We start from the raw sequence: 23,424 nt of genomic DNA, 5'->3' as shown, positions 1-23,424 counted from the left end.
AGAAGGCCCTTCTTACGAAATTTGTCATTTTAGATCCAACGAGCGATCGTTTTTTCTACGGAAACGATTTCATCCTTTGAGAACCAAAGACCAATTTCACGCTCTGCACTTTCAGCAGAATCAGAACCGTGAATGATATTCATGCCTACAGATACTGCGTAATCACCACGGATCGTACCAGGTGCTGCATCTGCTGGGTTCGTTTTCCCCATCATGTTACGGGCAGTGCTAATCACCTTGTCGCCTTCCCATACCATTGCAAATACAGGACCAGAAGTAATGAAGTCTACTAATTCACCAAAGAATGGACGCTCTTTATGTTCAGCATAATGCTCTTCCGCTTTTTCACGGCTCACATTCATTAGTTTAGCGCCAACCAAAGCAAAGCCTTTTTTCTCAAAACGGGCAACGATCTCTCCTACAAGATTACGTTGTACGCCGTCTGGCTTTACCATGATAAAAGTTTTTTCCATTCGAATGCCCTCCATACCTCTATGTAGAAAATATTTGTACCAACGAAAATTTTATCAGAAGAAAGCCGTACAAGCAACCGCTCAATTGCAGAAACTTCAATAAATTTGATCGATATGGAAAAGTTGTTATTTTCATATAGTAAGAGGCATGCATCTGTTCATCATGCAAATCCTCCCTATACATAAAGCCCCTTTCCCACAAGAAAGAGGCTTCTGCATCAACTCTGGATTAAAATTTACGCCCACCAATATAATCAGCAATTTGTAGTAATGATTTTTTGGTCGGTGATGCAGGCAGATCTACTAATGCTAGTTTTGCTCTTTTTAGATAGCGTTCAGCCAACGCTTGTGAATAAGCAATTCCTTCTCCCTGATGAATCAGCGGAATTGCCTGTTCAATACGAGAGTTGATATCACCCTTACGAATCCACTCCTGAAAGACATCCTTTGTACTGCCCTGATAAGCGCTATAAAGAGCTGGCAAAGTGACGTTTCCTTGACGTAAGTCACTTCCCGCCGGCTTACCTAGCTGTTTTTCTGTTCCTGTAAAATCTAGGATATCATCTGTAATTTGAAAAGCCATTCCAACATTATACCCAAAATGATACATACGGCGCACGACATCTGCCGATGCATTAGTCGCAACTGCGCCAAGCTGACAGCTAATCGCAATTAAAAGCGCTGTTTTGCGTTTAATCCGGCGGAGATAATTGCGCAAGCCCTGATTCCAATTCCCCAAATCACGAACTTGCTCAATCTCTCCTTTACACATCTCCACAATAGCTTTGGAGAGAATTTGATGGATCGCTGGATTAGGTAATTGCGTTACGATACCTAAAGCTCTTGCTAGTATGTAGTTTCCAGAATACATCGCCACTCGATTGTCCCATTTCGTGCGTACGGTGTCTCTGCCTCGGCGCTTGTTTGCATCATCCACCACATCATCATGAACAAGTGTAGCCATATGAATAAGCTCAAGCGGTACAGCTACTTGAGATAAATTTTGCACATTATAATCGCCAAATTTCCCCGCTAGCAACACAAAGACAGGGCGGATTCGCTTTCCGCCTGCCTTCAGAAGATGGGTAGAAGATTGGTAGAGTTCACGAGACTCTGGATTAATGGCTCGTTCCAGTTCTCGTTCGATATATGAAACATCACTTTTTACTTGCATATAGATATCGACCAGATTCATTTCATCCACCTAACTCGTTGACATAGTAGTAATGTTGTCCGTTGCCCAAAATGCTACTTTCACCGGCTTGGGCAATAGACCAAGATCAGCCGTGCAAGCATAGTAATGTTCCAATCCCATAATTTGTTCCTGCGTAAAATCATGAATGAGTCCAGTAAAATACCCTTCCCAGAAAGATACATCGCCACCAAAATGCTGGTGAGCATACTGAACGATTTCACTACAATCGGCATGACTCTTGTTTTTGCTACGAACAAATTCCTCATGAAGCTGATGCAACAATTTACCATGTGTTTCAACAGCTTCTCTGCGAATGGCCCATACAGCAAACGTCATTGGGTATCCTGTATGCTCATACCACAGCTGTCCTAAATCGTACACATAATATCCCAGATCCTGCTGACGAGCGAGAATTGCTTCATCTCCAATGAGCAGGGCAGCATCGTGTTCCTCCATCATCGACTTGATATCAGGGCGCATTGTGGTGTATTCAAGACTCATACCCTTAAATTTTTCCAATATTACCCGCAACAAATTAACAGAGGTGGCAGAGGTATTCGTTAATGCAATACGAGCTTGATCCAGTTGATCAATCGGACGTTTACTAAATAAGAAAATAGAACCTACAGGACCTTTAGCACCAACACATACATCTGGCATTAGCACATATTGATCTTCATGTTCCGCGTAGCTGAAGGAGGATATAGGACCTACGTCAATGATCCCATCTGCCATAGCTTTATTTAATTGTGCAGGATATTGCTGGATAAAATCAGCTTTCCCCAAAAAGCGGTCTAAATTTACATAAAAATAGACAGGAAGCGTGTTTGTATATAAGATTTGTCCGACCTGTAGTTGTCTTTTACTCATGGCCCTCTCCCCATCTCGTAAACAAATGATTTTCCACATCAAGTTGGTCAAGTGCTTTGCCAACCACGAAATTCACTAGGTCATCAAGTGTTTGCGGGCGTTGATAGAAACCAGGCATCGCAGGGAGAATCTTAACTCCGATACGGCTTAGTTTCAGCATATTCTCTAGATGTAGCGCGTTAAAGGGTGTTTCACGTGGGACCAGCACGAGCTTGCGTCCCTCTTTAATCATTACATCAGCACAGCGTTCTAATAAATTGCCGGAAGCACCGTGAGCAATACCCGAAAGTGTTCCCATCGAACATGGGATAATAATCATCCCATCACTATTATACGAGCCACTTGCCATCGGACAATTAAAATCTCGCAGCGTCCAATAATGAAGCTCGCCTGCGGAGTATTTCTTAAAATACCCTTGTAAAAACGTCTCACGTTCATCCACAGCAGGTGCAAAATCCAATTCATCATGAAAAACCTGCCAACCAGCTTCTGTTATCATCAAGTGAACCGTATGTCCAGCTCTTAGCAATTCTTCAACTAGTCGAATTCCATATTTGGCACCACTTGCTCCTGTTATGCCTACACCTAGTTTCATCTTTTTCATAGAATCACCAAGTCCAGAACAGTAAAGCAGCATATCACTACGCTAAAAATACCATTCATTGCAAAGAAAGCAATTTCAATTTTAGACAGGTCGTTATGTTTAACTTGACTGTGCTCATAGAGTAAAATCGCTGCCCCAGCAATAATGCCGACAAGAAACCATACGGATAGATTAGTCGTCATATACATCAAGAGAAGACCTAGAATGGTTAACAAATGACAGAGGCGAGCAATTATCAGTGCATTCTTAATTCCAAACCGACTAGGGACAGAGTAGAGACCTTCTTTAACATCGAACTCTGTATCCTGACAAGCATAAATAATATCAAAACCGGCTGTCCAGATCATGACTGTAAAGAACAGTAGCATTGCAGTTCCATTTACTTGACCTGTGGTTGCAATCCAACCGCCCAAGGGCCCGAACCCAAGGGCTACACCTAAGATAAAATGGCAGAGCCACGTAAATCGTTTGCAATAGGAATATAAGACTAATACAAAGACTGCAAGTGGTAAAAGCTTAACTGCTAATGGGTTTAGTTGCCATGCAGCAACGAATAAGACCAAGAAAGAAACAATAATAAAAAGAAGCACTTCCGTGACAGACAGCAATCCTGCCGGAATGGCACGCTTCGCTGTTCGCGGGTTTTTTGCATCAATGACACGGTCTATCAACCGATTTAGTGACATCGCTGCGCTTCTTGCCGCTACCATCGCTATCGTAACCCAGAAGATTTCACCCCAGGTAGGCCATGTACCTTCTATAATGATATTGCCTAGTACTGCCCCAATAAAAGCAAATGGCAACGCAAAAATACTATGTTCAAATTTAATCATTTCGAGAATGATTTTCACTTTACTAAAGACCATTTTGACTTGCACTTCCATTCTATTTTGCGGATAGGCTATGGATTTTTCGTACCAATATGCAGGGCAGAGACACCGCCCATAAACAATTTTACCTGTACATGATCAAGCCCCGCTCTTCTAAACATCTCAGCCAGCTCTTTACTGTCAGGAAAATTCGTAAGGGACTGAGGTAACCAAGCGTATTCTTCATACTTATTAACTACCATTTTAGCAACAATTGGTAGCATTTTATAGAAATAAAGATAAAATAGCTTACGATATGGGATAAATGGTGGCTTCGATACCTCTAAAGACACAACCTTGCCCCCTGGCTTTACAACGCGTGTCATCTCGTTAAGCACCGTTTGTACATCGGGCACGTTGCGTAGGGCAAATCCAATCGTAACAAAATCAAACGTATTATCTTCAAAGGGCATTTTCATGGCATCAGCATTCACTAATTGCACTTGACTTAGCCCTTCCTTTTCGACCTTGTACGCTCCTACATTCAACATATTTTGACTAAAATCAAGCCCTATTACTTTCCCAGTAGGACCTACTGTTTTGGCCAAGCTAATTGTCCAATCGCCAGTCCCGCATGCAACATCCAGACAAGCATCTCCTGGCTTCACCTGCATTTGGTTCATCGTATACTTGCGCCATGATGAATGGCTGCCAAAGCTGATGACATTATTCATACGGTCATATTCATTCGCGATGCTCTCAAAAACGGAATGTACATATTCCGCCTTCGATGGTTGTCCATTTGTGTTCAAAGCCTACATCTCCTCTGCCCGCTTTAACCGTTGTACGCGATTGGTATAGCGGGAAGTCATCCACGCTAACTCGCTTTGTGTGTCGCCCGATTTTAAGGTAACGATCAATTGCTCACAGATATGCAATAATTCCATGACTTTCCCTTCAATCATTTCGACTGCATTGGCGATTGTTGAGCCTGGCTTCTGTAGCAAAAATTGTGTCAAGCCGTTTGGAGCTTGCTCTTGCCATTGTAACTGCTCCCATTCCCCGATCAGTTGTTCAAAGGCTGAGGTCTGTTCAAATAAGCTGGTCCAAAATTCGCGTACAGAGTCATTTTTTGCATATTTGTCTACAAAAGCTACATAAAGAGCCGTATCAATCTTTTTGCGCAAGCTAAGATACGTCTCCTGTGTCAATTTATTTTCTTTCTGAGCAATATATAGCTTCATTTTCGTTTCGTGAGCAAGCTGGTTACCTACAGCCAAAACTTGAATTGCTTCAATCTCATTAGCGTCAGCGAGTATATTATAGTAAAGACTACTGTAGAAATCCCCCGCTAAAACGGTTAACTGTCTATTACGTTCGGAAACCAGCGTTTTTTCATAATGATTCCGTACGGTTTCATGTGTATCAATGCCCAATTGTACGAACCCAGTCGCTACCGAGAGTAGATGAGCTCGTTCTTTTGTGAAGCCGTTCTCATGTAAAAAGAAGAATAAGAGAGCGAGTCGATTTTCAGCCATAGCTGGGACATCCACATATTGTTGAATATATGTTTGTTGTATTCGACCTTGAATTTCTTCGATGATAGCTTTTAATTCCTGTGAATATGCATTTCGATCTGTGCCCATTATGCCTCCTCCATTTAAAGCGTTGAAGCTCCATCACTGTCCCCATTTTTTACAAAGAATGTAATGTTTTTGAACACAAAAAAATGGTACGCAGTAATCCATCGCCATACAGTATATCACACTTTTAAAGGAAGGAATAATTTTCTGCTGTAATCAAGTTGCTTCTTTAACAAAAAAATGCTGCTTTACATACTGCTCTGCATCGCTTAGTTCAGTTGGGCTTTTCCATTTATCTTCTTGTCCCATTTGCGCTCGATCTGCTTGGATCAGAAGCGTAGCTGGGCTTTGTGCTTTTTGTTCATTTGATCTAGTGAATTGGAGGGTGACATGCTTAACATTCGTCGTCTTATTCATCAGTACATAAACAATTGAATAGGCATCATGATACATGAGGTCATTTACTTTCTTGTGGTCTTCAGGCAAGGACAGCGTGAGCATGATGGAAGGCTGATCCCACTCTACATGACTTATCTTATAATGAGTTTCCAGTAAAGTAAATAAATCCACAAGATTGTGTGAACTTACTGTAAGTCTAGGAAATTCTCGAAAGGTTGGGACGTCAGCGACAGGTCCTTTTTTTGTAAAAACCGGCAAAACGGACAGCATCAGTGATAAACCTACTGAAATCATCATTGCAAATAAAAATCGCCGTGGCATTTTATGCATTCCCCCTTTTTCCATTCTATAAAAGAAAAAAGCAGGCTATGCCTGCCAGAGAGAAAAATGCTGGTAATACCTTCAAAGGAGTAGAAACGATTTTCTTATTTATCTATCTTTGATGAATCAGTGTAGCCTTTTTTTCTATAGCGGAAAATCGCCTTTAACTCCTTATACGTACGAAAAGGCTTGCTGATGACACGGTACGGCATGGTTGAGATAAAATGACTTAAATCTTCTCTGAATTCCTGAGTGATCCGTTGTGGCTTCGAAATAATTCGGTCAACATACTGCGAATAAATTTCTTTCAACAAATCTGGTTCCATAACGCTCTCTTTTCCACACTGCTCACATTTAACCATATATAAAATATCATGTACATATGTGACAGTGTGAGGTGCTTGACCAAGACAAGTTATGCAGTAGAGTTCTGTTTCAATCACTGTCTCTTCCAAACCCGTTCCCTCCTTACTCCTCACTGTTGCCTTTATCATCAGATGTAGCAATTAATTCTCTAGCTGTGCGCTCATCTACAAATAATTTATGGAAATAACCACCACGTAAAGCAGCTCTAATTGCTGTCACTTTCGCTAACCCAGTCGCCACTGCAATAACAGTGGGAATTTGAAATAAATCGGGCAGGTCAATCCCAATAACGCGATTGTTCAACGGTATCTGAATCTGTTTGCCATCCTTGTCGATAAAGCGGGAGCCTATATCCCCTACAGCTTGATTTTGCTTTAGCTCTTCCATTTCCTCTTCTTTTAAATATCCCATGTTAAACAATGTTGATTCTTCCAGAAAACCGATTCCTAACAGGGCAATTTCCACCTTGCGAATTTGATCTAGTAAAACGCGAATGGATTCTGATTGTAGAATTTGTTCCTTGAGATCAACTGTTTCTACCAACGCCGGCGCATATAAAAATTCACAGTTTGCACCCATTCGTTTTGAGAGCTCATAGGCTAATTGGTTAGAATGGATTTCCACGTGCTTTCGTCCTGTCCCTCCAACTAGAGGGTACACCATCATTTCTGGATTTCGTTCGTACGGGTATTCATTTACCATATGATAGAGGGTAGTTCCCCATGATAATCCGATGCTTTTGACGTTTTTAGCCAATTTAGATAGATGCATGGCTGCTTCCTTAGCTACTAGCTGCTTGATTAATTCCTGATTCTCTATTCCGTTCGCAGGCACAACAATAGCTTCATCTAAAGAAAACATTTCTTCTAGCTTTTGTTCAATCTCCACTACGTTTACAGTCTCATCTTTAATAATGATCTCTACAATTCCAGCATCTTTTGCTTTTTGTAGGAGTTTGGATATTACAGGGCGGGAAACCCCGATCTTTTTAGAGATTTCTGCTTGGGTTAGTCCTTGAAAATAATATAGTTTAGCGACACGCACGAGTTCCCTTTTCTCAGCCCAATCCATTGTCTCACCTCTCTTACATCTATCATCCTTCATCTATTATAAACATAAACTCATAGGAGCGCGAAAAAGATTACAAATTCCTGTACCATCGTAAGCAATCCATAAATCTCTAAGATAAGAGGAGCAAAAAAGAACTGAGGAAGGGCGTCCCCAGTTCTTCTTTTATGTTGTGTCCCATGTAAGCTGCTCTATAGATATCAAGCCTTTACGAGTGGATACCTTTTCCTAACCAATCACTCGCCGCTTCTAGTAATCCTTCTGATACAGTTGGATGTGGAAAAATCAGATTTGCCATTTCTTCAACGGTTCCTTCCAATTGCATATAAGCAGAGATTTGTGAAATCATCTCAGTCACATGTGGGCCAACCATCACAGCCCCTACTATTTCCCCGTAGGTCTCATCTGCAATCAGCTTTACAAAGCCTTCTGCTTGACCACTTGCTAAGGCCTTACCGTTCACCGCGAGCTGATACACTGAGGTTTTTACCTGAAAGCCCTTTTCTTTTGCTTCACGCTCGCTAAGCCCTACACTTGCTATCTCAGGGTAGGTGTAGATGCATCTTGGGACGATATGGTATTCCATATCTTTAGTGTGCCCTGTCGCATTCAGAGCAGCTACAATTCCTTCTGCACTTGCTACATGAGCCAATTGCCAATTGCCAACCACATCACCTATAGCATAGAGATTTTGTACACTTGTTTCCATACGTGCATTTACTTTAATAAATGGACCATCCATATCAAGTGATAGGTTAGCAGATGCCGACAGATTCGGGCGACGTCCAATTGCGACTAGTATTTCTTCCGCGACAACATCCTGTTTTGCTCCAGCTTCATTGTAGATCATAAGCTGTTTTTGCGAGCCAAGGGCTTTAACCGCAGCTACTTTCGCCTTGGTGAGAATCGTAATTCCCCTTTTGCCTACATGTTTTGTTAGTACCTGTGAAGCCATTTCATCTTCTGTAGCCAGTATGCGATCTGCCATTTCAATGATTGTTACCTTTGTTCCCAAGCTTTCAAAAATGCTGGCAAACTCTACACCAATAACACCACCGCCAATAATGGCAAGGGACGCAGGAATTTTCTCTATATCAAAAATAGTATCGCTTGTGTGATATGCTACCTGCTCTAATCCTTCAATCGGAGGTACGGCTGGAGAGGAGCCTGTCGCAATAATGATTGACCCTACCTTGATTCTCTCTGGTTTATCACCCGTAATTTCCACGATCTGGTCTGGTTGAATCTCTGCCTTACCATGATAGAAATCAATATTTCCCGTTCGTAATAGATGGGCAATTCCTCCACGGAGCTGATTAATAACGTGATTTTTTCTCTGCATCATTTTTGGTAAGGAGAGCCTCATGTCTCCTACCTCAATTCCGTATTTGGACGCATCTCTGATAGCATGAATCATTTCGGCATGCTTCAATAACGCTTTAGATGGAATACATCCTCGATTCAAGCAGGTTCCTCCCAAATGTCCCTGCTCAATAAGCGCCACCTTCTTTCCTTCTTTTGACGCGCGAATCGCCGCTACGTATCCGCCCGGTCCTCCCCCGATGACAACAATATCGTAGGTTTTCATGGCTGTTCCCCCTAGACTAGTAGCTGATATGGTTCTTCAAGAGAGCGTTTTATACTTTGTAAAAATTCTGCTGCTGGTGCTCCATCCACGATCCGATGGTCAAAGGAAAGGCTCAAAGTCATCTGCGGACGAAGTTTTAACTCTCCGTGAATCCCAACTGCTTTTTCCGTAATACGGCCAACCCCTAAAATGGCAACCTCTGGCTGGTTAATAATGGGTGTAAAGGCATCAATGTCGTACATTCCAAGATTGCTAATGGTAAAGGTGCCACCCTGCATCTGATCAGGAAGCAATTTACCTTCTCTTGCTAATCGTCCCAGCTCTTTGCACTCTGTCGTTAATGTCGCCAAGCCTTTCTGATCAGCATGTTTGACAACTGGCACTAGTAGACCGTTTGGTACTGAAACCGCAAGACCCGTGTTTACTTCCTGTTTATAGAGAATATAGTCACCTTCAACGGAAGCATTCATCTGTGGATGTTGACGCAATGCTATCGCAACCGCTTTCATGATGATCTCTGTATAAGACAACCGATATCCTGTCTGATTCTCAATCACTGGGAGTAAGCTTTTGCGAAGCTTGATTGCATTGCTCATATCTACTTCCGTTACTAGCGTGACATGCGGTGCTGTAGTAACACTTCGGATCATTCTCTCAGAGATAACCTTACGCATGCCCTCCAGTTTCACACGCGATAACTCCACAGATGATTTTGTGTTGTTTGCTACACTGCTGTTCATAGCTACTTGCAAACGATTAGGAGGAGCCTGCATAACATCATGTTTTGTGATTTTTCCATTAGCACCTGATCCCTGTATGCTGTTTAACTGGACTCCCGTGTTCAAGGCGATTTTTTTCGCTAGAGGTGTTATCATTCTCTCTTGATCATGCTTACCATAAGCTTCTACATCTTCGGCATGAATGCGCCCATATGTTCCACGCCCTCTAATCTCATGTAGTGCGACACCGTTTTCTCGTGAAAGACGTCGAGCCGCTGGTGTAGCCCGCACTTTATTCGCTTCTTCTTCAGAAGTAGAAGTCTCTCTTTTAGCTTCGCTCTCCTCACTAGCTTTGTTTATATCAGTAGGAGTTTTTTCTTCCTCCATCTCTGGGGGCATGTCTGGAACTTGTTCTCCCGGCTCTCCAATATACCCGATGATTTTTTGTACAGGTACAATCGCGTTTACATCATCATAAATTTTTAGTAACGTACCTGTTGCATACGCCTCTACTTCAATGTTAATTTTGTCTGTCATCACTTCTAGTAGTAGGTCTCCCTCTTCTACCGGGTCTCCCTCTTTTTTAAACCATTGCAAAATGGTTCCCGTCTCCATTGTCATACTAAGCTTCGGCATGAAGATTCCTGTTGCCATGTTCCTCTCCCCCTTCTAACGATGTGCCACTGTGTCTTTTACTGCTTGTATAATATCAGGCACCTGCGGGATTGCCGCCTTTTCTAAAACAGGATTATAAGGCATTGGTATCGACTTACCGCCCAATCGTCTAATAGGGGCATCTACATAATCGAAGGCTTCACTCTCGGCAATCATGCTGACAATCTCTCCGCCGAATCCGCCGAACTTGACCGCTTCATGAACCACAATTAGCTTTCCTGTTTTCTTCACTGACCGAATAATGGTGTCGGTATCCAATGGCACCAATGTTCGTGGATCGATAACTTCCACAGAGATGCCTTCCTTTTCTAATTCGGTGGCTGCTTCTAATGCTTTGTGTATCATAATAGCAGTGGCTACAATTGTTACGTCTGTGCCTTCACGTTTTACATCTGCCACACCAAGCGGAATACTGTATGATTCTTCTGGGACATGCCCCAATGTTTTATAGAGGAGCTTGTGTTCATAAAAAATCACCGGGTTATGATCGTCGATGGCTGCCTTTAATAACCCCTTTACATCATAAGCAGTTGAGGGCTGGACCACTTTTAGCCCGGGAATATGGGCCATCCACGCTTCCAAGCTTTGTGTATGCTGCGCCGCGGCACCTGTACCCGAACCAGATGGTGTACGTACGACCATCGGTACCTTCCCTTTCCCACCAAACATGTAGCGATTTTTCGCAGCCTGATTTACCAACTGGTCCATTGCAATGGTTATGAAGTCAGAGAATTGTAGCTCCATGATAGGTCGCATGCCAGTCATAGCGGCTCCGACAGCAGCTCCTGCAATCGCCGCTTCGGAAATCGGTGTGTTGCGGATTCGCTCTGGACCAAATTCTTCAATCATCCCACGCGACACCCCAAACGCTCCTCCATATACTCCAATGTCTTCTCCCATCAAAAAAACATCTGGATTGACACGCATCTCCTGAGTCATCGCTTCTCGGACCGCTTCTAAGTACGTAATCTCTCTCATGAGGTTCCCTTCCTTCTTTTTTATCCGTTATGCGTAAACGTCTTCTTCCAACGTATCTAGGGAAGGCATCGGGCTTTTTTCTGCAAACACCACTGCTTCCTCGATCTCCTTCTTTGCCTGCTGTTCTATTTCTTTGGCCTGTTCTTGTGTAAGTAGGCCTTTTTCTATCAAGATTTCCTGTAATCTTTTGATACAATCACGATTTTTCCGCCAATCCAGTTCTTCATCACGTGTCCGATATTTTTTCGCATCACTCTTAGAGTGGCCTTTATAACGATATGTTTTGGCTTCGATTAAAGTAGGTCCTTCACCACGCCGAGCTCGTTCTGCTGCTTCAGCTACAGCATTCATGACTGCCAAAAGATCGTTTCCATCTACTACTACACCAGGAATACCATAGGCTTTTGACCGATCCGCAATATTTTCGATATTCACCATTTCCGTTACAGGACCAGACATTCCATATTGATTATTTTCACAGAAAAAGATAACTGGCAATTTCCAGATGGACGCCATATTTAGTGATTCATGAAAACTGCCTTCATTGCTCGCTCCATCGCCAAAAAAACTGATTGTAACATAGCCTAGCTTCTTCATTTGTGAGGTTAGCGCTGCTCCAACTGCAATAGGGATACCGCCACCGACAATTCCATTCGCGCCTAAATTGCCTTTCTCTACATCCGCAATATGCATTGATCCGCCTTTTCCCTTGCAATATCCTGTTTCACGACCAAATAGTTCAGCCATCATTTTATTAACATCAGCACCTTTGGCAATGCAGTGACCATGACCTCGGTGCGTACTCGTAATTTTATCCGTTGGTTGAAGCACAGCGATTGCACCTGCCGCCGTTGCCTCTTGTCCGACACATAGATGGGTTGTTCCGTGAATTAATCCTTTTGCGAAAAATTCATCCACCTTTTCATCAAAAAAGCGTATGACCCACATTTGATGTAATAATTCAACCAACTTTTGCTCCGTAATCATCTTAGGTAATTCCCAAGCAGTAGTCATGTTGTACCCTCCTTTGCTCTTTAGAAAAACAAAAGGCCGAATACCTCCACACAGGGAAGCATTCGGCCCGAGGCCCTTTTTACATTTGTTCTAGTTGATTACATTTGTTCTACACCTTTATTTTACCTCTTTTTTTACATCCGTCAACTATTACTTTCTGCGCTGTCTATCCTTCTAACAGCTTTGGGTTTTCTTCCAATCTTTTTTTAAATTCCTCTTTGGTCAACTTTTCAATGGAAATAAGAAATACTTCTTCCGTACCCTCACATACAAATTTATCGTGTTCAAACAATTTATATATTTTTGTACCAGGAGTCACTCTTTTCATTGATTCCATCTCCCTTCCTCCCCGCCTCTGGTTGTAATCTTCTGGATATTTGCTGGTTCCTCCAATGCTTCCATTAATTCTTCCACAGCAAATTGGCATGTATCATTAACTGCCAGCATGATCACCCAGTCTACCTGAATTCCCGGTTCCCACTCCAGAGGGTGAGCCAATGGCAAAATGGCAATGGCAGGATTGATAGTCTGAGCAGGTTCTGCATGCGGGATAGCAATACCACCTGCGAGTGATGTTGCCCCGAGCTTTTCTCGTTCCCACACCTTTTGTACGAATTCGGGTTTTACATAGCCTTTTTCTACTAGCTTGTGAGCAAGAAATAGAATTGCTTCCTTTTTATTCGAAATGTTGCAAGCAGAAAAAATAAGGTCGGTCACTATTAAATCCTGCATGTGTAGCGGTGTTCGTTGGTCAACAGAAGCTTGTCCAACGGTCAGATCCCCGATCATTAACAAGCGATCTAAAAACGAAAATCCGCTTCCCTCAATTAAATGCTGTAAGGAGATGAATGGTAGTCCCTCTACCAATGGATCAATCGTGCCTACAACAGCTAAAATATGATATTCCTCTTTCCACCTTGTATAGGAGGAACGTACTGTATGAGTATTAGCAAATAAATAATGCAGATCACCACCACGATCACCGACATGCTCGCTCACAATTTGTCCAAGCTGACGTGCTGCCCCTTCCCCCGTCAAGCAAACCAACATCAACGCTTTGGGTTTCACTATTTTCCACTCATCTAAAAAAGGGGAAACAGGCATACGCCATTGAACAATTTCCTGCGCGACATGAGACAATGACTTTGGTGCGTATAAACACCGGCGCATAACCTCCATAGCAAATGGCAAGCTCAAGGGGGCAAATATCAATGTTTCGACTTGAACATGTTCTCGCCAAATCTCTTCACTGCCTACCATCCGTCCCGCATCTGCCAAGACAACGACTCCCATGCCATGATCTGCGCGTTTAATCGCAGAGCTAACTTTGGACAAAAAGCGCTCCTCCGAATCATCTACAGAGAGACTAACTGCTTGAATGTGATGCTGTCCAAATAAAGAATGTAATTGTTCTGCCATACTCTCAGCAATACTGCCGTATGAAACCAACACCATACCTACCGTTGGTGAATTTTTTTCAATCAGGGTGCAATGCTTTACATAGCGAGCCAGCATTTCTGTTTCTGCCTTCGTAATGCTAATTCCCCACGTGCTTTTGATTACCTCTGCCATCTCCTGAGCAACAATCCACTCCATAGAAAGGTAGGAGGAAGCTGCTTCGCTTTTTTGATCCCCATGATATATCTGATTTGGCTCTGTAACCTGATAACGTTCTAGCATTCCTTTCACATGCAAGGCAAGAGCCATTACTAGTTTTTCATGATCGAGTACGAGGTGCTTTTCTGCAATCCATAGCATTTGCTCTACCATTTGCATGACCTTTTCTCCGACAAAAATACTTAAACTACGCACACGTTCCGCATCTGATTTACGTTTTCCACTGTCATCTCTTAATCGTTCACGGCATTCCTGCTGTAATCGGAGTCGAATTAATTCAGGCCGAACTCCCTGTTGATTCATTTGGGCAAATCGAATGTGCAGCCAATGATAAATGGAGTCAGGAGCTAATGCTGGTAGAGCGCTTCGTGTCGTTCTTTCATCACCTTGGACAGGAGAAAGGTGTTCAACTAACCAATCTATGAATTCGTTACAAACAAAAGCGCGAATGTCTGCTTGTAGCTGCGTAATGTTCCCCGTATACCCATTCATCCGTTTTTTACGCTCGCCGCATTTATCCTTATGAATCGGGCACCCCGCTTGTTGTGCTTGCTGCTGAATCATATCATCAATTAACCGAAGCTGTGACTCCCTCGGCCATGAAGCTAAGGATGGCAAGTGAACCTGAATAGGAAACAGACGATGCAGTAAGTCAGGATCACCCCAACCTGCTGTATTTGTGCTGGACGCAAAAATGAATACGGGTGAGTCCATCTCTCGTACACGCTTAAGTACCGCTTCTATAGACTCAAGAGATAAAAGCTGAATTTCCCGAATATACAATGCCCCGCCTACATCTTGATAGCTACTTAGTGTATCGCAGATCCTTTGCTCAAATAATGGGCCTTCCGTCATTTCGCGTATATCTATTTCTGTAAAAATTGCTTCTGATTTCAGTTGTTTCTCTTGTTTTGCAAAGGAAAAGGCGGCTTCTGCTATAGCTCGCTTTCCTGTTCCCTTTTCTCCCTGAAATAAAATGGGGAGCTTTTGGTACGGATATAAGATGACCGCCTTCACCTGTTGGACAAATGGTAAAAGGAAGCCATCGCTCTCGATCAAATCAGCAAACTGACGCAGTTTTCGGTGTACTGACTGTTCCTTGCCTAAAGAAGTATGAGATCCGGTAGCCAGAGGCATCTCTTGCCAATCTTCCTGCTGTTCTTTCCGTAAATTCATCACAGTAAATTTTGATATTTCAAAACCTATTTTACGTAGCTCTCCTGTTAGCTTGCGATCGGATATCTGTGAATGCTTCTTTAAAATCCTGTTCATTTCTGCTAGTAGCAATGGTAACCGCCGTTTGCGGGAATCAGGGATTTGAAGCTGCTGACGCAACAACGTACATTTATCTCTCCTAATTCCTAATTTTCCGGCAATCTCTTCGTCAGTCAGCGGATTTTTGGGATCTTCATCCTTTACAATCTGTAGGAACTGTCTCTTCATTTGCCACCATTCCTTCCCTTTTTAGCAGAATCCCTGACATTGCTCACAATTCCTTTCATTTATGGGGATTGATTCACACCGATCACTCAATCTATACCAATGGTAGAAATTGTTCTTCACAGGCACAAAAGTGCGAGACAAACGTAGACGAACCAGGAGATTATACTCTCCTGGTTATCCATACTTGTGATCTAAAGGAACAACTGATCTTTCGTTATTATATTTTTATCACATCTCGCGTTGTTGTAGTATCTCTCTTTTTTCCCGTCGTCTTCGATAAATGGCTGTACCTATGGCAATAGCGCCAATACCAATGATACCGAAGTAACCCAGCTTAGCCCCAAAAACAAATAATGCTGTGGTAGGAACGGCACCATCGACCAAGGAAGAGATTGCAGCAGCACCTTCAGGGAATTTAAACCCTGCCATAGTTGCCGCGGTAGTAATGAGCGGAGAGACGTAGGTAGCTAATAGTAAACCTACTCCCAGAGCAATCGTCGAACCCAGAACCGTACGTACTACGTTTCCTTTAAACACAGGAACCATTAAGCAGACAATAAACGGAATGGTCGCTAAATCTCCGAAGGGTAATACCTTATTCCCAGGCAGTAGTACGGCTAATGCCAGCACGATAGGGATCATAATTAACGATGAAGCTATAGCGGCTGGATGTCCTACAGCTAACGCAGAATCCATCCCAATATTTACTTCGCGATCTGGAAACTTACTGCGAACAAATTCTGAAGCCGCTTCTGATACTGGCAACAGCCCTTCCATCAGAACAGCTACCATTCGAGGCAACAGTAGCATCACCGCGGCTGTATTTACCCCTAAGGTTAAAACGTCCTTGACACTCCATCCAGCTAAAAGGCCAATAATAATACCTAATATAAGACCTAACACAGTTGATTCACCCAGCACTCCCATCCGTTTTTGAATAGAATCTGGATCGGCTTTTAAACTGCGTAACCCTGGAATCATATCAAATAATTTTTCGAGTGGCATGGCGATCACATAAAAAGCAGTGGAGGTACCATGCGGGAACGTAACCCCCTGATAACCATAAAATTCTGACACATGCTTCGAAGACATGTCTGCTAGTACAAGTAACACGATTGCATGAACAATCGCTGTTAATAGCCCCATCGGTACACTATTAGTCATAACTGTTACCAACGATCCTGTAAACGCGATATGCCACAGGTTCCAAACATCCACATTTAATGTCTTCGTGAGTCCGAAAAGAAGCATCGCTAGGTTGACACCAAGGCCAATCGGGATAGCTAAAGCACCAATCGTTGTCCCAAACGCAATGGCTGAGCTAGCCGGCCAGCCTACATCAATAATCGTTAACTCCACTCCCAAATTTTTAACCATATCTTGAGCGGCAGGACCGAGTGAACTGCTAAGTAATCCGATAATCAGATTGACCCCAACAAATCCAATCCCAATAGTGAGTCCAGCCCGGAATGCCTGTCCAGGCTTTGTTTTTAAGAGAATCGCAAAAATGAAGATGATGATGGGCAATACAACAGTTGGCCCTAAATTAACAATCTTTTGTAAATACTCCATTTCCTCATCCCCTAACTCAATTAAATGGCTATTCGGCGGTCATCCGTTTCTCAATTTCGGCAAATACTTTTTCTTTTCCGATTCCTGTTAACAAAGGAACAGCATTAATCACTTTATCCTGTATATGAGCCGGTACTGCTGTAGTAGAAATAATCAGATCATACTGGTCACCTTTATTTAAAATATCACTTACTTTTGATTGTTCTAAATTAGCCTCTAATCCTTTTTCTTGTAAGAACGTTTTTAATTTCTGCATAACCACTGTAGAAGTTGCTACACCTGTGCCACAAATCACCATAACTTTTTTCTTTGCCATAATGAATTCCTCCTAAAATTAGTGGTTGTAACTGTTAACAGGTTGGATAACGGAAAGTAATTCTACTGGTGTGCTAGCCTGACTAAGCGCCTCCAAGCGTGGAGCATCCTGAATGAACGTCATAATTTCTTCCAGCATCTCCAAATGAGCCTCACTTTTTTCAATCGCTAGCATGATAATAAGCTTGACTGAAATGATTCTGCTGGCATCTGCCATGCACTGAAACTTGGTACCCTGTTTCACAAGACCCAATGCAATCGTCTGCTGTTTAACATGACACGCATCCGTGTGCGGAATAGCCACATGTACATCAGCCAACTCCAATCCAGTAGGATAATGCTGCTCACGATCCTTGACAGCGTTTACATAGCTCTCGTGCACAAAGCCCTTCCTCCATAACGATTTTGCCATGGTTTCTAAGATTACGTCTTGGCGGGTTTCATCTGGAAAGATAAACAAATGATCTGTTTGCACCATCTCCAAAAATGACATGTGGATTCTCCCTCCTATCTAAGCTGACTCTTTTTTGTGTAAAAAGCCAATTTTTCTATACAAAAAAAGGCTAGATCGTATGACATTCATACGAAACTAGCCCGCGGCTCTTTTCACAAATTATTCCATTATTTCCTGTTACATTTGTTCTTACTTTTATCATTTGTTCCTTATAGCTTAATCATACTATCCTTACTGATAAACGTCAACAACATTTTCTTCACTTTTTATACCGGAAAAGAAAAAAAGCGACCTATGGTCACTTTCTCTTCTACATTTTCTACCATTATTCCTCTGTATCAATAACTCCATGTCTGGTTTGAATAATTGCTTTGCCACGTACCTTGATAGCAGATGTATGCTCAGTAAATTGAGCTAGCATAACTTCACCCTTATCTAGCTTTTCTGTATGGTGGAAGCGTGTATCTGTGCCACGGGTTAATCCAATAACATGTACTCCGTTTTCTTTTGCTTTAATGACAAAAAAGTCTTGGCTGCCACCGCTTCGTTGTTGATGTTGTTCCATCTACGTGTCCCCCTAAGAGAATTTCTCCTCTTTACTATACCCTACCTAAACTTCCGCTTGCAATTTCGTCGTTATTTTGGCGACATAGCGCTGTGTCTCTTGAGGAAGATTAGCCGCTAGACGATCAAAGTCTTCATTTGTCTCAATTCCAGCTCTTCTGACTCGACCAGATCCTGCATTATAAGCAGCCAAGGCAACCTTTACATTCCCATCATATCGATCTAGTAATTTGCTCAAATATTTGGTTCCGCCCATCAAATTTTGATCGGGATCGTAAGAATTGCGTACCCCTACACTACGAGCAGTATCGTCCATTAACTGCATAAGTCCTTTTGCTCCAGCGTGAGAGGTAGCAGTAGGGTTAAAATTAGACTCGGCGCGAACTACCTCTCTGACCAAGGAAGAGTTGACACCAAAGCGTTTGCTCACCTGCTCAATTTTATCCACAATCTGCTGACGGCCCCACGTCATGGATTCGTCCTTATTAGAGGTGAGATCAAGTGAAGGTGAAGAGTAGGTTAGAGAGGAATTCCAGCTATTTTGCTGCTGGTTCGTTCCATCTAATTCAGCTAGAACCTGCTCTTTAGAGATTACATGCTGATATTTTTGCAGTTCATTTTCAAACACATCAGAAAACAAGGGATCTTGTCCATCTGGATTTGTCTGATTATCCAATAGCCCTTGTAATTGTGCTACTTGAGTAACATCACTCGATGTGTATTGCCCAGTAGATGCAAGGGTTTTAATAAACTGATTATTATCTATTTTCACGATTAGATCATCCATTCTCCTCTGTCTTTTATGTTCTATTATAAGGGAAGGCTTTCCATAGAGCCAAGAGAAAAAAGGCCCGAGCGCAAGAAAATCTTTACCTGCATTCTATTACAAATCAAAATAGGAAAACAAAGCGGAAACCTTTTTATTCTTTTGTTGGCCGCTTGAAAAATGGCTATCCTTTTCAGAATGTAATCATGTCATCTGACAGAAAACATTTGCGTTTTCCTATGATCAGCCTCTTTATAACAAAACATTTTATTGCTTCTATTTATTTTATCGTTTAAACGCGGATAATTTTTATAGGTCAAAAGCCCTTGTAAAACTTATTTGCTTTATACATCTTTATGCCGAATGCTTTGAATCAGATCAAGCTGATTGAGCCTTGCATTATAAAGGAACGTAGGCAGTATTGAGGTCTGTTGTCAGAGTGGACTTTACGGAATGGGATGAAACTACATTCACCCTTAGTAGGGTTTGTTTGATTTCATAATAGGATAGAAGACTTCTTACCAGATTAACGTGATTAGAGTTACTTGTTTTGGTAATAGCATTGTTTCACACAGCCTAAATCGTTGATAGCTCCATGTATTTCAAATGACAAAACTAGTATCTTATCAACCTTCTAGTGGCGCTTTTTAATTAATAAATGAAGGGTAGGTTTTCTGATTGGATATTCGTTTTCAGTGAAGGATGAATACAGCATAAATAGTCAAAATTCATATAGCTGTCTTATCTAAAAAACACTTCTTCGCATCAAAATGCAGAAGAAGTGCCTAAATTCTAAATGGTCGGAATGCAGGGATTCGAACCCTGGACCTCACCCACCCCAAGGGTGCGCGCTACCTGGCTGCGCCACATCCCGATGTTTTAATCAGGTTATAACGTTGTAAAGCGTTGATTTTATGGGGATTTCCCGTCTGCTCTCTAAATTGACCTCTCTTCGCAACAACCCCATTTTAACATATAGGTACGCACCCTTGCAATATTTGGGAGCGCACCCATGTGTTATTTTTCTCTCATTATATAGGACATAATTTCCGTAGGCTTTGAGATATATTAGCTTCCGTTCGGTTGGATATTTAGTCACTGACCCTTGATAATCTTTACAAAGAATCCGACATCCTTAATGCGCTTAAACCGTACCATAATAACTCCATTACACAACACTGGCGATATATCCCAAGTCTCCCCACGTCTACTCACCATGTTCTCCTTCCATTCTTACTTAAGAACGGTATCAAACGAGCTGGCAAAGCCCCTCAAAAACTCGCCCCCTTCTCAGATACCTCGCGCCAACATTGATGCAGTGTAACATTCGAAATGTTACGTTTTCTCGGTAAGTAAAAGCGATCAAAATCGTTATAGTGGCTTATTTTCATAGTCAGGGATTAACGCAAAAAAATCCGGAAGAAATCCGAGGTTCATTTTTTATTTCACTATATCATTAAAACAATGTTATAAATAAAAATAATAATACCAATAGAAAGATAAACGAGAAGAAAAGAACTAATATAATTGAATATTTTCCTTATCCTTGGTAATTTTTTATTGTTTTAAAAAAACAATAAAATAAGTGTAAGTACAAGAAAAGCTATATAAAAAAGAATAACCCATTTGTTAAACATGATATTTAATAGTATCATTCCGAATCATACGCGTCTCTGAATGCGCGTTTAACCTTTCTTTCTTGTAGGTAAATATCAAGCAAAATTGAACCAGCCCCCAGCTCAGCCGATTTCATTACATCGTTGACGCTAAAACATGAGTTTTCCATGTCAACTAATCACGCTGTATGGACAATGTACCCCTATAATTTTGCTGCCTTCAAAAAGGGTTTTCAATTCTCACAAGGAGCATATATTGATAAAGGGCCTGATTGGAATTCTGTTAACCTCCAAGTATGGGATGAATTTTGGCTTAGTTTTAGTACTGATTCAAACTCTGCTGACTTACAACATAAATATAATGTAAAATATTTCTATAAAGACGACAGATTAAGACTTACGACTAAAGAATAAACACTTTATACTTTTCTGGGGGTAAATTTTGAAAATACTTATATTCGTACTATGTTTGATGATCTTTACTATTAATTCTTATCTTTATATTTTTGTGAGTAGTATAGAAAGAAATAATCATCCCATAGAAACCCAAAGCATATTTTATTTAATTAATATCGTGCTGCTTTTCTTGGTTGTTCAGACACATAAAAGATATAAGTAATCGTAAAGTTATTTTTTGATGTAATTTCTAGAATATCGAAATGACCTTAACTGACGACTAATGAATTTAGGCGTCAGTTTTTTCCATTCATCTTACTACTTTCGACATAGAGGTTCCTCGTCAATTCCGAATTTTCTCGCCCTCATAGCCCGAAAGGACAGACTACCAGCGCCAGCCACAGCCTCAGACGAGGTTGGTCTTTGTTACGACTAATAACAGGGACCGTCAGTCTAACCCCGATCCCCCGTTTTGGAATTACGTTGTACTGCCCAGTCTGATTCGGTCATACCCCGTAATCTCCTAATTTATTGACCGGAATTGTCGATCCAATCAACGATACCTTGTGGATTATCAGTCCAATCATAAATCAAATCGTGATTCCTCCCTCGTTTTAGTATCCGGGGTCATCAAGCCATTCTGGTTCTAGCATGTCGTGTACACTCCTTTTATTAGTGTCTAGGGTCCTCGAACCAAACAACAATGCCTTGTGGGTCATCAACCCAATTAATATCGTACCTCATAGGATTCCCTCCTCTAATTAGTGTCCATGATCTTCATGCCATTCTGGATTAGCCATGTCATATAACCTCCCTATATTAATCGCCGTGGGTATCGTGTCAATCCGGGTCTACATTATGTTTCCACTCCGGAAATCTTTTGAAACTCCAACCCGAACCATTATGTGTATTCACCCTATTCTCCTTGCCTACACCTTTCGATAAGAACATTTCAAAATCCTTCCAAATACAAAAAACCGCCGGCTATCCGACGACTAATTGCGTTTTTTCACGGCTTGTACCAACGCGGTGATCGAGAAGTCCAACGCTACCACCGCAATTACCAATGTAATAGTTTAAAAAAAAGAAAAGGACATTATGGAATAAAAAAAATAGATAAACATGATTAATGAGTATGCCGTCACTATAATATTTATAATATAGAGCACTTTTCGTAACTTTTCGAATTTACCCTTTAAAAGAAAAGGTAAGATTGCTAGATTAAGGAATATATACAAGGGAAAAAGAAGTATAATCCACTTGCTAAAAAAAATACTTGCTATTATTTCACTCACTACTTTTCTCCTTCCATAATACTATCAAATGCACGTGCTGCTTTTCTCTCAGCTATAACCACATCCGTAGCATTAACGGCCGCTGCCAAGCCAAAACCAGCACCTACAAAAAAGGCAATCATGCTATCAGCGCCCCAACCTGATTTAATTCCTTTTGTACTTGCCATAAATGAAGCGGCTGAAACAGTTGAGTTCACCACTAACAGAGCCTCAGCTTTCATTAACTCATCAACTTTATCCTCATAATGAAACAAATCAACTTTGTTACTAGAGGTTTGTTTTACATAGGTTCCTTCTTTACCGTTTCCAATATCCCAGTACTTTTTGCTACCACTTTTATCAATTACATAAAAATAACCATAGTATTTTTCATGTGCTTCTCGTACGATATCTTTCTTTACAAAAGCCGCCATTTTAGACTGTTTTTGCTTGTGTTTTTCTTTCTTTACCTGTTCTTCAGAATCTGCTATCGAGACCTGTGTTATGGTGCTATCATCGAATTCCATAATGTGATTCATCTCACTGTCATTATCCTCTAAAATCTCAATCTTATATCTATTTCCTTGACTGTCTTCAAGGGTTTCTGCTTCAACCATTTGATTAGATTCATTTATAGCAAAAGCAGGAATACTAGATGAAGATAGTACTGATAAAACAAGAGCACTAGATAAAATCACTTTTTTCATTTTCCCCTTGGAAATATAAACTAATTATTTTACATAAA

At 41.5% G+C, this 23,424-nt stretch carries 22 protein-coding genes and 1 tRNA gene; all 23 read right to left on the bottom strand.

Going from position 1 to position 23,424, the window contains the following annotated elements; all coding sequences use genetic code 11:
- Nucleotides 1–29 precede the first annotated feature (29 nt).
- Nucleotides 30–473 carry a nucleoside-diphosphate kinase gene (gene ndk, locus BRLA_RS09355; RefSeq protein WP_003338555.1) on the bottom strand — a complete coding sequence of 148 codons (444 nt, stop codon included), beginning with the start codon at nucleotides 471–473 and terminating at the stop codon, nucleotides 30–32.
- 229 nt (nucleotides 474–702) lie between these two features.
- Complete coding sequence (locus BRLA_RS09350; protein ID WP_003338554.1) at nucleotides 703–1,668, bottom strand: polyprenyl synthetase family protein; 966 nt, start codon at nucleotides 1,666–1,668, stop codon at nucleotides 703–705.
- Between the two features lie 9 nt (nucleotides 1,669–1,677).
- Nucleotides 1,678–2,538 (bottom strand): menaquinone biosynthesis protein, encoded by an 861-nt coding sequence (locus BRLA_RS09345; protein WP_003338553.1) that lies wholly within the window; start codon nucleotides 2,536–2,538, stop codon nucleotides 1,678–1,680.
- Nucleotides 2,531–3,142, bottom strand: a complete 612-nt coding sequence (locus BRLA_RS09340) for a UbiX family flavin prenyltransferase (protein ID WP_003338552.1) — start codon at nucleotides 3,140–3,142, stop codon at nucleotides 2,531–2,533. Before BRLA_RS09340 ends, BRLA_RS09345 begins: the two co-directional genes overlap by 8 nt.
- Entirely contained in the window at nucleotides 3,139–4,008 is an 870-nt protein-coding gene (locus BRLA_RS09335) for a UbiA-like polyprenyltransferase (RefSeq protein ID WP_041752064.1), read from the bottom strand. Before BRLA_RS09335 ends, BRLA_RS09340 begins: the two co-directional genes overlap by 4 nt.
- 35 nt (nucleotides 4,009–4,043) lie before the next feature.
- A complete protein-coding gene (locus BRLA_RS09330) occupies nucleotides 4,044–4,763 on the bottom strand; it encodes a demethylmenaquinone methyltransferase (protein ID WP_003338550.1) in 720 nt (239 codons plus the stop codon).
- A 3-nt stretch (nucleotides 4,764–4,766) separates the two neighbouring features.
- Nucleotides 4,767–5,597 carry a heptaprenyl diphosphate synthase component 1 gene (locus tag BRLA_RS09325; protein WP_003338549.1) on the bottom strand — a complete coding sequence of 277 codons (831 nt, stop codon included), beginning with the start codon at nucleotides 5,595–5,597 and terminating at the stop codon, nucleotides 4,767–4,769.
- Nucleotides 5,598–5,750: 153 nt separating this feature from the next.
- Complete coding sequence (locus tag BRLA_RS09320; RefSeq protein ID WP_003338548.1) at nucleotides 5,751–6,254, bottom strand: hypothetical protein; 504 nt, start codon at nucleotides 6,252–6,254, stop codon at nucleotides 5,751–5,753.
- 104 nt (nucleotides 6,255–6,358) lie between these two features.
- Nucleotides 6,359–6,709 carry a hypothetical protein gene (locus tag BRLA_RS24600; RefSeq protein WP_022583872.1) on the bottom strand — a complete coding sequence of 117 codons (351 nt, stop codon included), beginning with the start codon at nucleotides 6,707–6,709 and terminating at the stop codon, nucleotides 6,359–6,361.
- Nucleotides 6,710–6,722: 13 nt separating this feature from the next.
- Entirely contained in the window at nucleotides 6,723–7,691 is a 969-nt protein-coding gene (locus BRLA_RS09310) for a sugar-binding transcriptional regulator (protein ID WP_003338544.1), read from the bottom strand.
- 205 nt (nucleotides 7,692–7,896) lie between these two features.
- Complete coding sequence (gene lpdA / locus BRLA_RS09305) at nucleotides 7,897–9,276, bottom strand: dihydrolipoyl dehydrogenase (RefSeq protein WP_003338543.1); 1,380 nt, start codon at nucleotides 9,274–9,276, stop codon at nucleotides 7,897–7,899.
- Nucleotides 9,277–9,287: 11 nt separating this feature from the next.
- A complete protein-coding gene (locus BRLA_RS09300) occupies nucleotides 9,288–10,649 on the bottom strand; it encodes a dihydrolipoamide acetyltransferase family protein (RefSeq protein WP_003338542.1) in 1,362 nt (453 codons plus the stop codon).
- Nucleotides 10,650–10,664: 15 nt separating this feature from the next.
- Nucleotides 10,665–11,648, bottom strand: coding sequence for an alpha-ketoacid dehydrogenase subunit beta (locus tag BRLA_RS09295; protein WP_003338541.1), 984 nt, complete (start codon nucleotides 11,646–11,648; stop codon nucleotides 10,665–10,667).
- Between the two features lie 27 nt (nucleotides 11,649–11,675).
- A complete protein-coding gene (locus BRLA_RS09290; RefSeq protein WP_003338540.1) occupies nucleotides 11,676–12,662 on the bottom strand; it encodes a thiamine pyrophosphate-dependent dehydrogenase E1 component subunit alpha in 987 nt (328 codons plus the stop codon).
- Between the two features lie 166 nt (nucleotides 12,663–12,828).
- Entirely contained in the window at nucleotides 12,829–12,999 is a 171-nt protein-coding gene (locus BRLA_RS24225) for a hypothetical protein (protein WP_003338539.1), read from the bottom strand.
- A complete protein-coding gene (locus BRLA_RS09285; protein ID WP_003338538.1) occupies nucleotides 12,987–15,722 on the bottom strand; it encodes a PTS sugar transporter subunit IIA in 2,736 nt (911 codons plus the stop codon). Before BRLA_RS09285 ends, BRLA_RS24225 begins: the two co-directional genes overlap by 13 nt.
- Before the next feature lie 228 nt (nucleotides 15,723–15,950).
- Entirely contained in the window at nucleotides 15,951–17,294 is a 1,344-nt protein-coding gene (locus BRLA_RS09280) for a PTS galactitol transporter subunit IIC (protein WP_003338537.1), read from the bottom strand.
- Nucleotides 17,295–17,322: 28 nt separating this feature from the next.
- A complete protein-coding gene (locus BRLA_RS09275) occupies nucleotides 17,323–17,610 on the bottom strand; it encodes a PTS sugar transporter subunit IIB (protein ID WP_003338536.1) in 288 nt (95 codons plus the stop codon).
- 18 nt (nucleotides 17,611–17,628) lie between these two features.
- Nucleotides 17,629–18,102, bottom strand: coding sequence for a PTS sugar transporter subunit IIA (locus tag BRLA_RS09270; protein ID WP_003338535.1), 474 nt, complete (start codon nucleotides 18,100–18,102; stop codon nucleotides 17,629–17,631).
- Nucleotides 18,103–18,388: 286 nt separating this feature from the next.
- Nucleotides 18,389–18,628 (bottom strand): trp RNA-binding attenuation protein MtrB, encoded by a 240-nt coding sequence (gene mtrB / locus BRLA_RS09265; RefSeq protein WP_003338534.1) that lies wholly within the window; start codon nucleotides 18,626–18,628, stop codon nucleotides 18,389–18,391.
- A gap of 45 nt (nucleotides 18,629–18,673) precedes the next feature.
- Nucleotides 18,674–19,414 (bottom strand): lytic transglycosylase domain-containing protein, encoded by a 741-nt coding sequence (locus tag BRLA_RS09260; protein ID WP_003338533.1) that lies wholly within the window; start codon nucleotides 19,412–19,414, stop codon nucleotides 18,674–18,676.
- A gap of 776 nt (nucleotides 19,415–20,190) precedes the next feature.
- Nucleotides 20,191–20,267: transfer RNA gene (locus BRLA_RS09255), tRNA-Pro, on the bottom strand.
- A gap of 2,432 nt (nucleotides 20,268–22,699) precedes the next feature.
- The gene (locus BRLA_RS09240) at nucleotides 22,700–23,386 is read right to left on the bottom strand and encodes a geobacillin-26 family protein (RefSeq protein WP_041752058.1); all 687 of its coding nucleotides are present in this window, start codon (nucleotides 23,384–23,386) and stop codon (nucleotides 22,700–22,702) included.
- Between the last annotated feature and the right edge of the window lie 38 nt (nucleotides 23,387–23,424).

This window comes from Brevibacillus laterosporus LMG 15441 (genome assembly GCF_000219535.2).
Taxonomy (GTDB): Bacteria; Bacillota; Bacilli; order Brevibacillales; family Brevibacillaceae; genus Brevibacillus_B; species Brevibacillus_B halotolerans.
Note: the sequence above shows the minus strand (reverse complement) of the source record. Positions and strands in the feature narration are given on the sequence as shown.

Bases quoted from the DNA above. Each gene is read 5' to 3' on its own strand.
- ndk (WP_003338555.1), bottom strand. From the start codon at position 473: ATGGAAAAAACTTTTATCATGGTAAAGCCAGACGGCGTACAACGTAAT.
- BRLA_RS09350 (WP_003338554.1), bottom strand. From the start codon at position 1,668: ATGAATCTGGTCGATATCTATATGCAAGTAAAAAGTGATGTTTCATAT.
- BRLA_RS09345 (WP_003338553.1), bottom strand. From the start codon at position 2,538: ATGAGTAAAAGACAACTACAGGTCGGACAAATCTTATATACAAACACG.
- BRLA_RS09340 (WP_003338552.1), bottom strand. From the start codon at position 3,142: ATGAAAAAGATGAAACTAGGTGTAGGCATAACAGGAGCAAGTGGTGCC.
- BRLA_RS09335 (WP_041752064.1), bottom strand. From the start codon at position 4,008: ATGGTCTTTAGTAAAGTGAAAATCATTCTCGAAATGATTAAATTTGAA.
- BRLA_RS09325 (WP_003338549.1), bottom strand. From the start codon at position 5,597: ATGGGCACAGATCGAAATGCATATTCACAGGAATTAAAAGCTATCATC.
- BRLA_RS09320 (WP_003338548.1), bottom strand. From the start codon at position 6,254: ATGCCACGGCGATTTTTATTTGCAATGATGATTTCAGTAGGTTTATCA.
- BRLA_RS09310 (WP_003338544.1), bottom strand. From the start codon at position 7,691: ATGGATTGGGCTGAGAAAAGGGAACTCGTGCGTGTCGCTAAACTATAT.
- lpdA (WP_003338543.1), bottom strand. From the start codon at position 9,276: ATGAAAACCTACGATATTGTTGTCATCGGGGGAGGACCGGGCGGATAC.
- BRLA_RS09300 (WP_003338542.1), bottom strand. From the start codon at position 10,649: ATGGCAACAGGAATCTTCATGCCGAAGCTTAGTATGACAATGGAGACG.
- BRLA_RS09295 (WP_003338541.1), bottom strand. From the start codon at position 11,648: ATGAGAGAGATTACGTACTTAGAAGCGGTCCGAGAAGCGATGACTCAG.
- BRLA_RS09290 (WP_003338540.1), bottom strand. From the start codon at position 12,662: ATGACTACTGCTTGGGAATTACCTAAGATGATTACGGAGCAAAAGTTG.
- BRLA_RS24225 (WP_003338539.1), bottom strand. From the start codon at position 12,999: ATGGAATCAATGAAAAGAGTGACTCCTGGTACAAAAATATATAAATTG.
- BRLA_RS09285 (WP_003338538.1), bottom strand. From the start codon at position 15,722: ATGAAGAGACAGTTCCTACAGATTGTAAAGGATGAAGATCCCAAAAAT.
- BRLA_RS09280 (WP_003338537.1), bottom strand. From the start codon at position 17,294: ATGGAGTATTTACAAAAGATTGTTAATTTAGGGCCAACTGTTGTATTG.
- BRLA_RS09275 (WP_003338536.1), bottom strand. From the start codon at position 17,610: ATGGCAAAGAAAAAAGTTATGGTGATTTGTGGCACAGGTGTAGCAACT.
- BRLA_RS09270 (WP_003338535.1), bottom strand. From the start codon at position 18,102: ATGTCATTTTTGGAGATGGTGCAAACAGATCATTTGTTTATCTTTCCA.
- mtrB (WP_003338534.1), bottom strand. From the start codon at position 18,628: ATGGAACAACATCAACAACGAAGCGGTGGCAGCCAAGACTTTTTTGTC.
- BRLA_RS09260 (WP_003338533.1), bottom strand. From the start codon at position 19,414: ATGGATGATCTAATCGTGAAAATAGATAATAATCAGTTTATTAAAACC.
- BRLA_RS09240 (WP_041752058.1), bottom strand. From the start codon at position 23,386: ATGAAAAAAGTGATTTTATCTAGTGCTCTTGTTTTATCAGTACTATCT.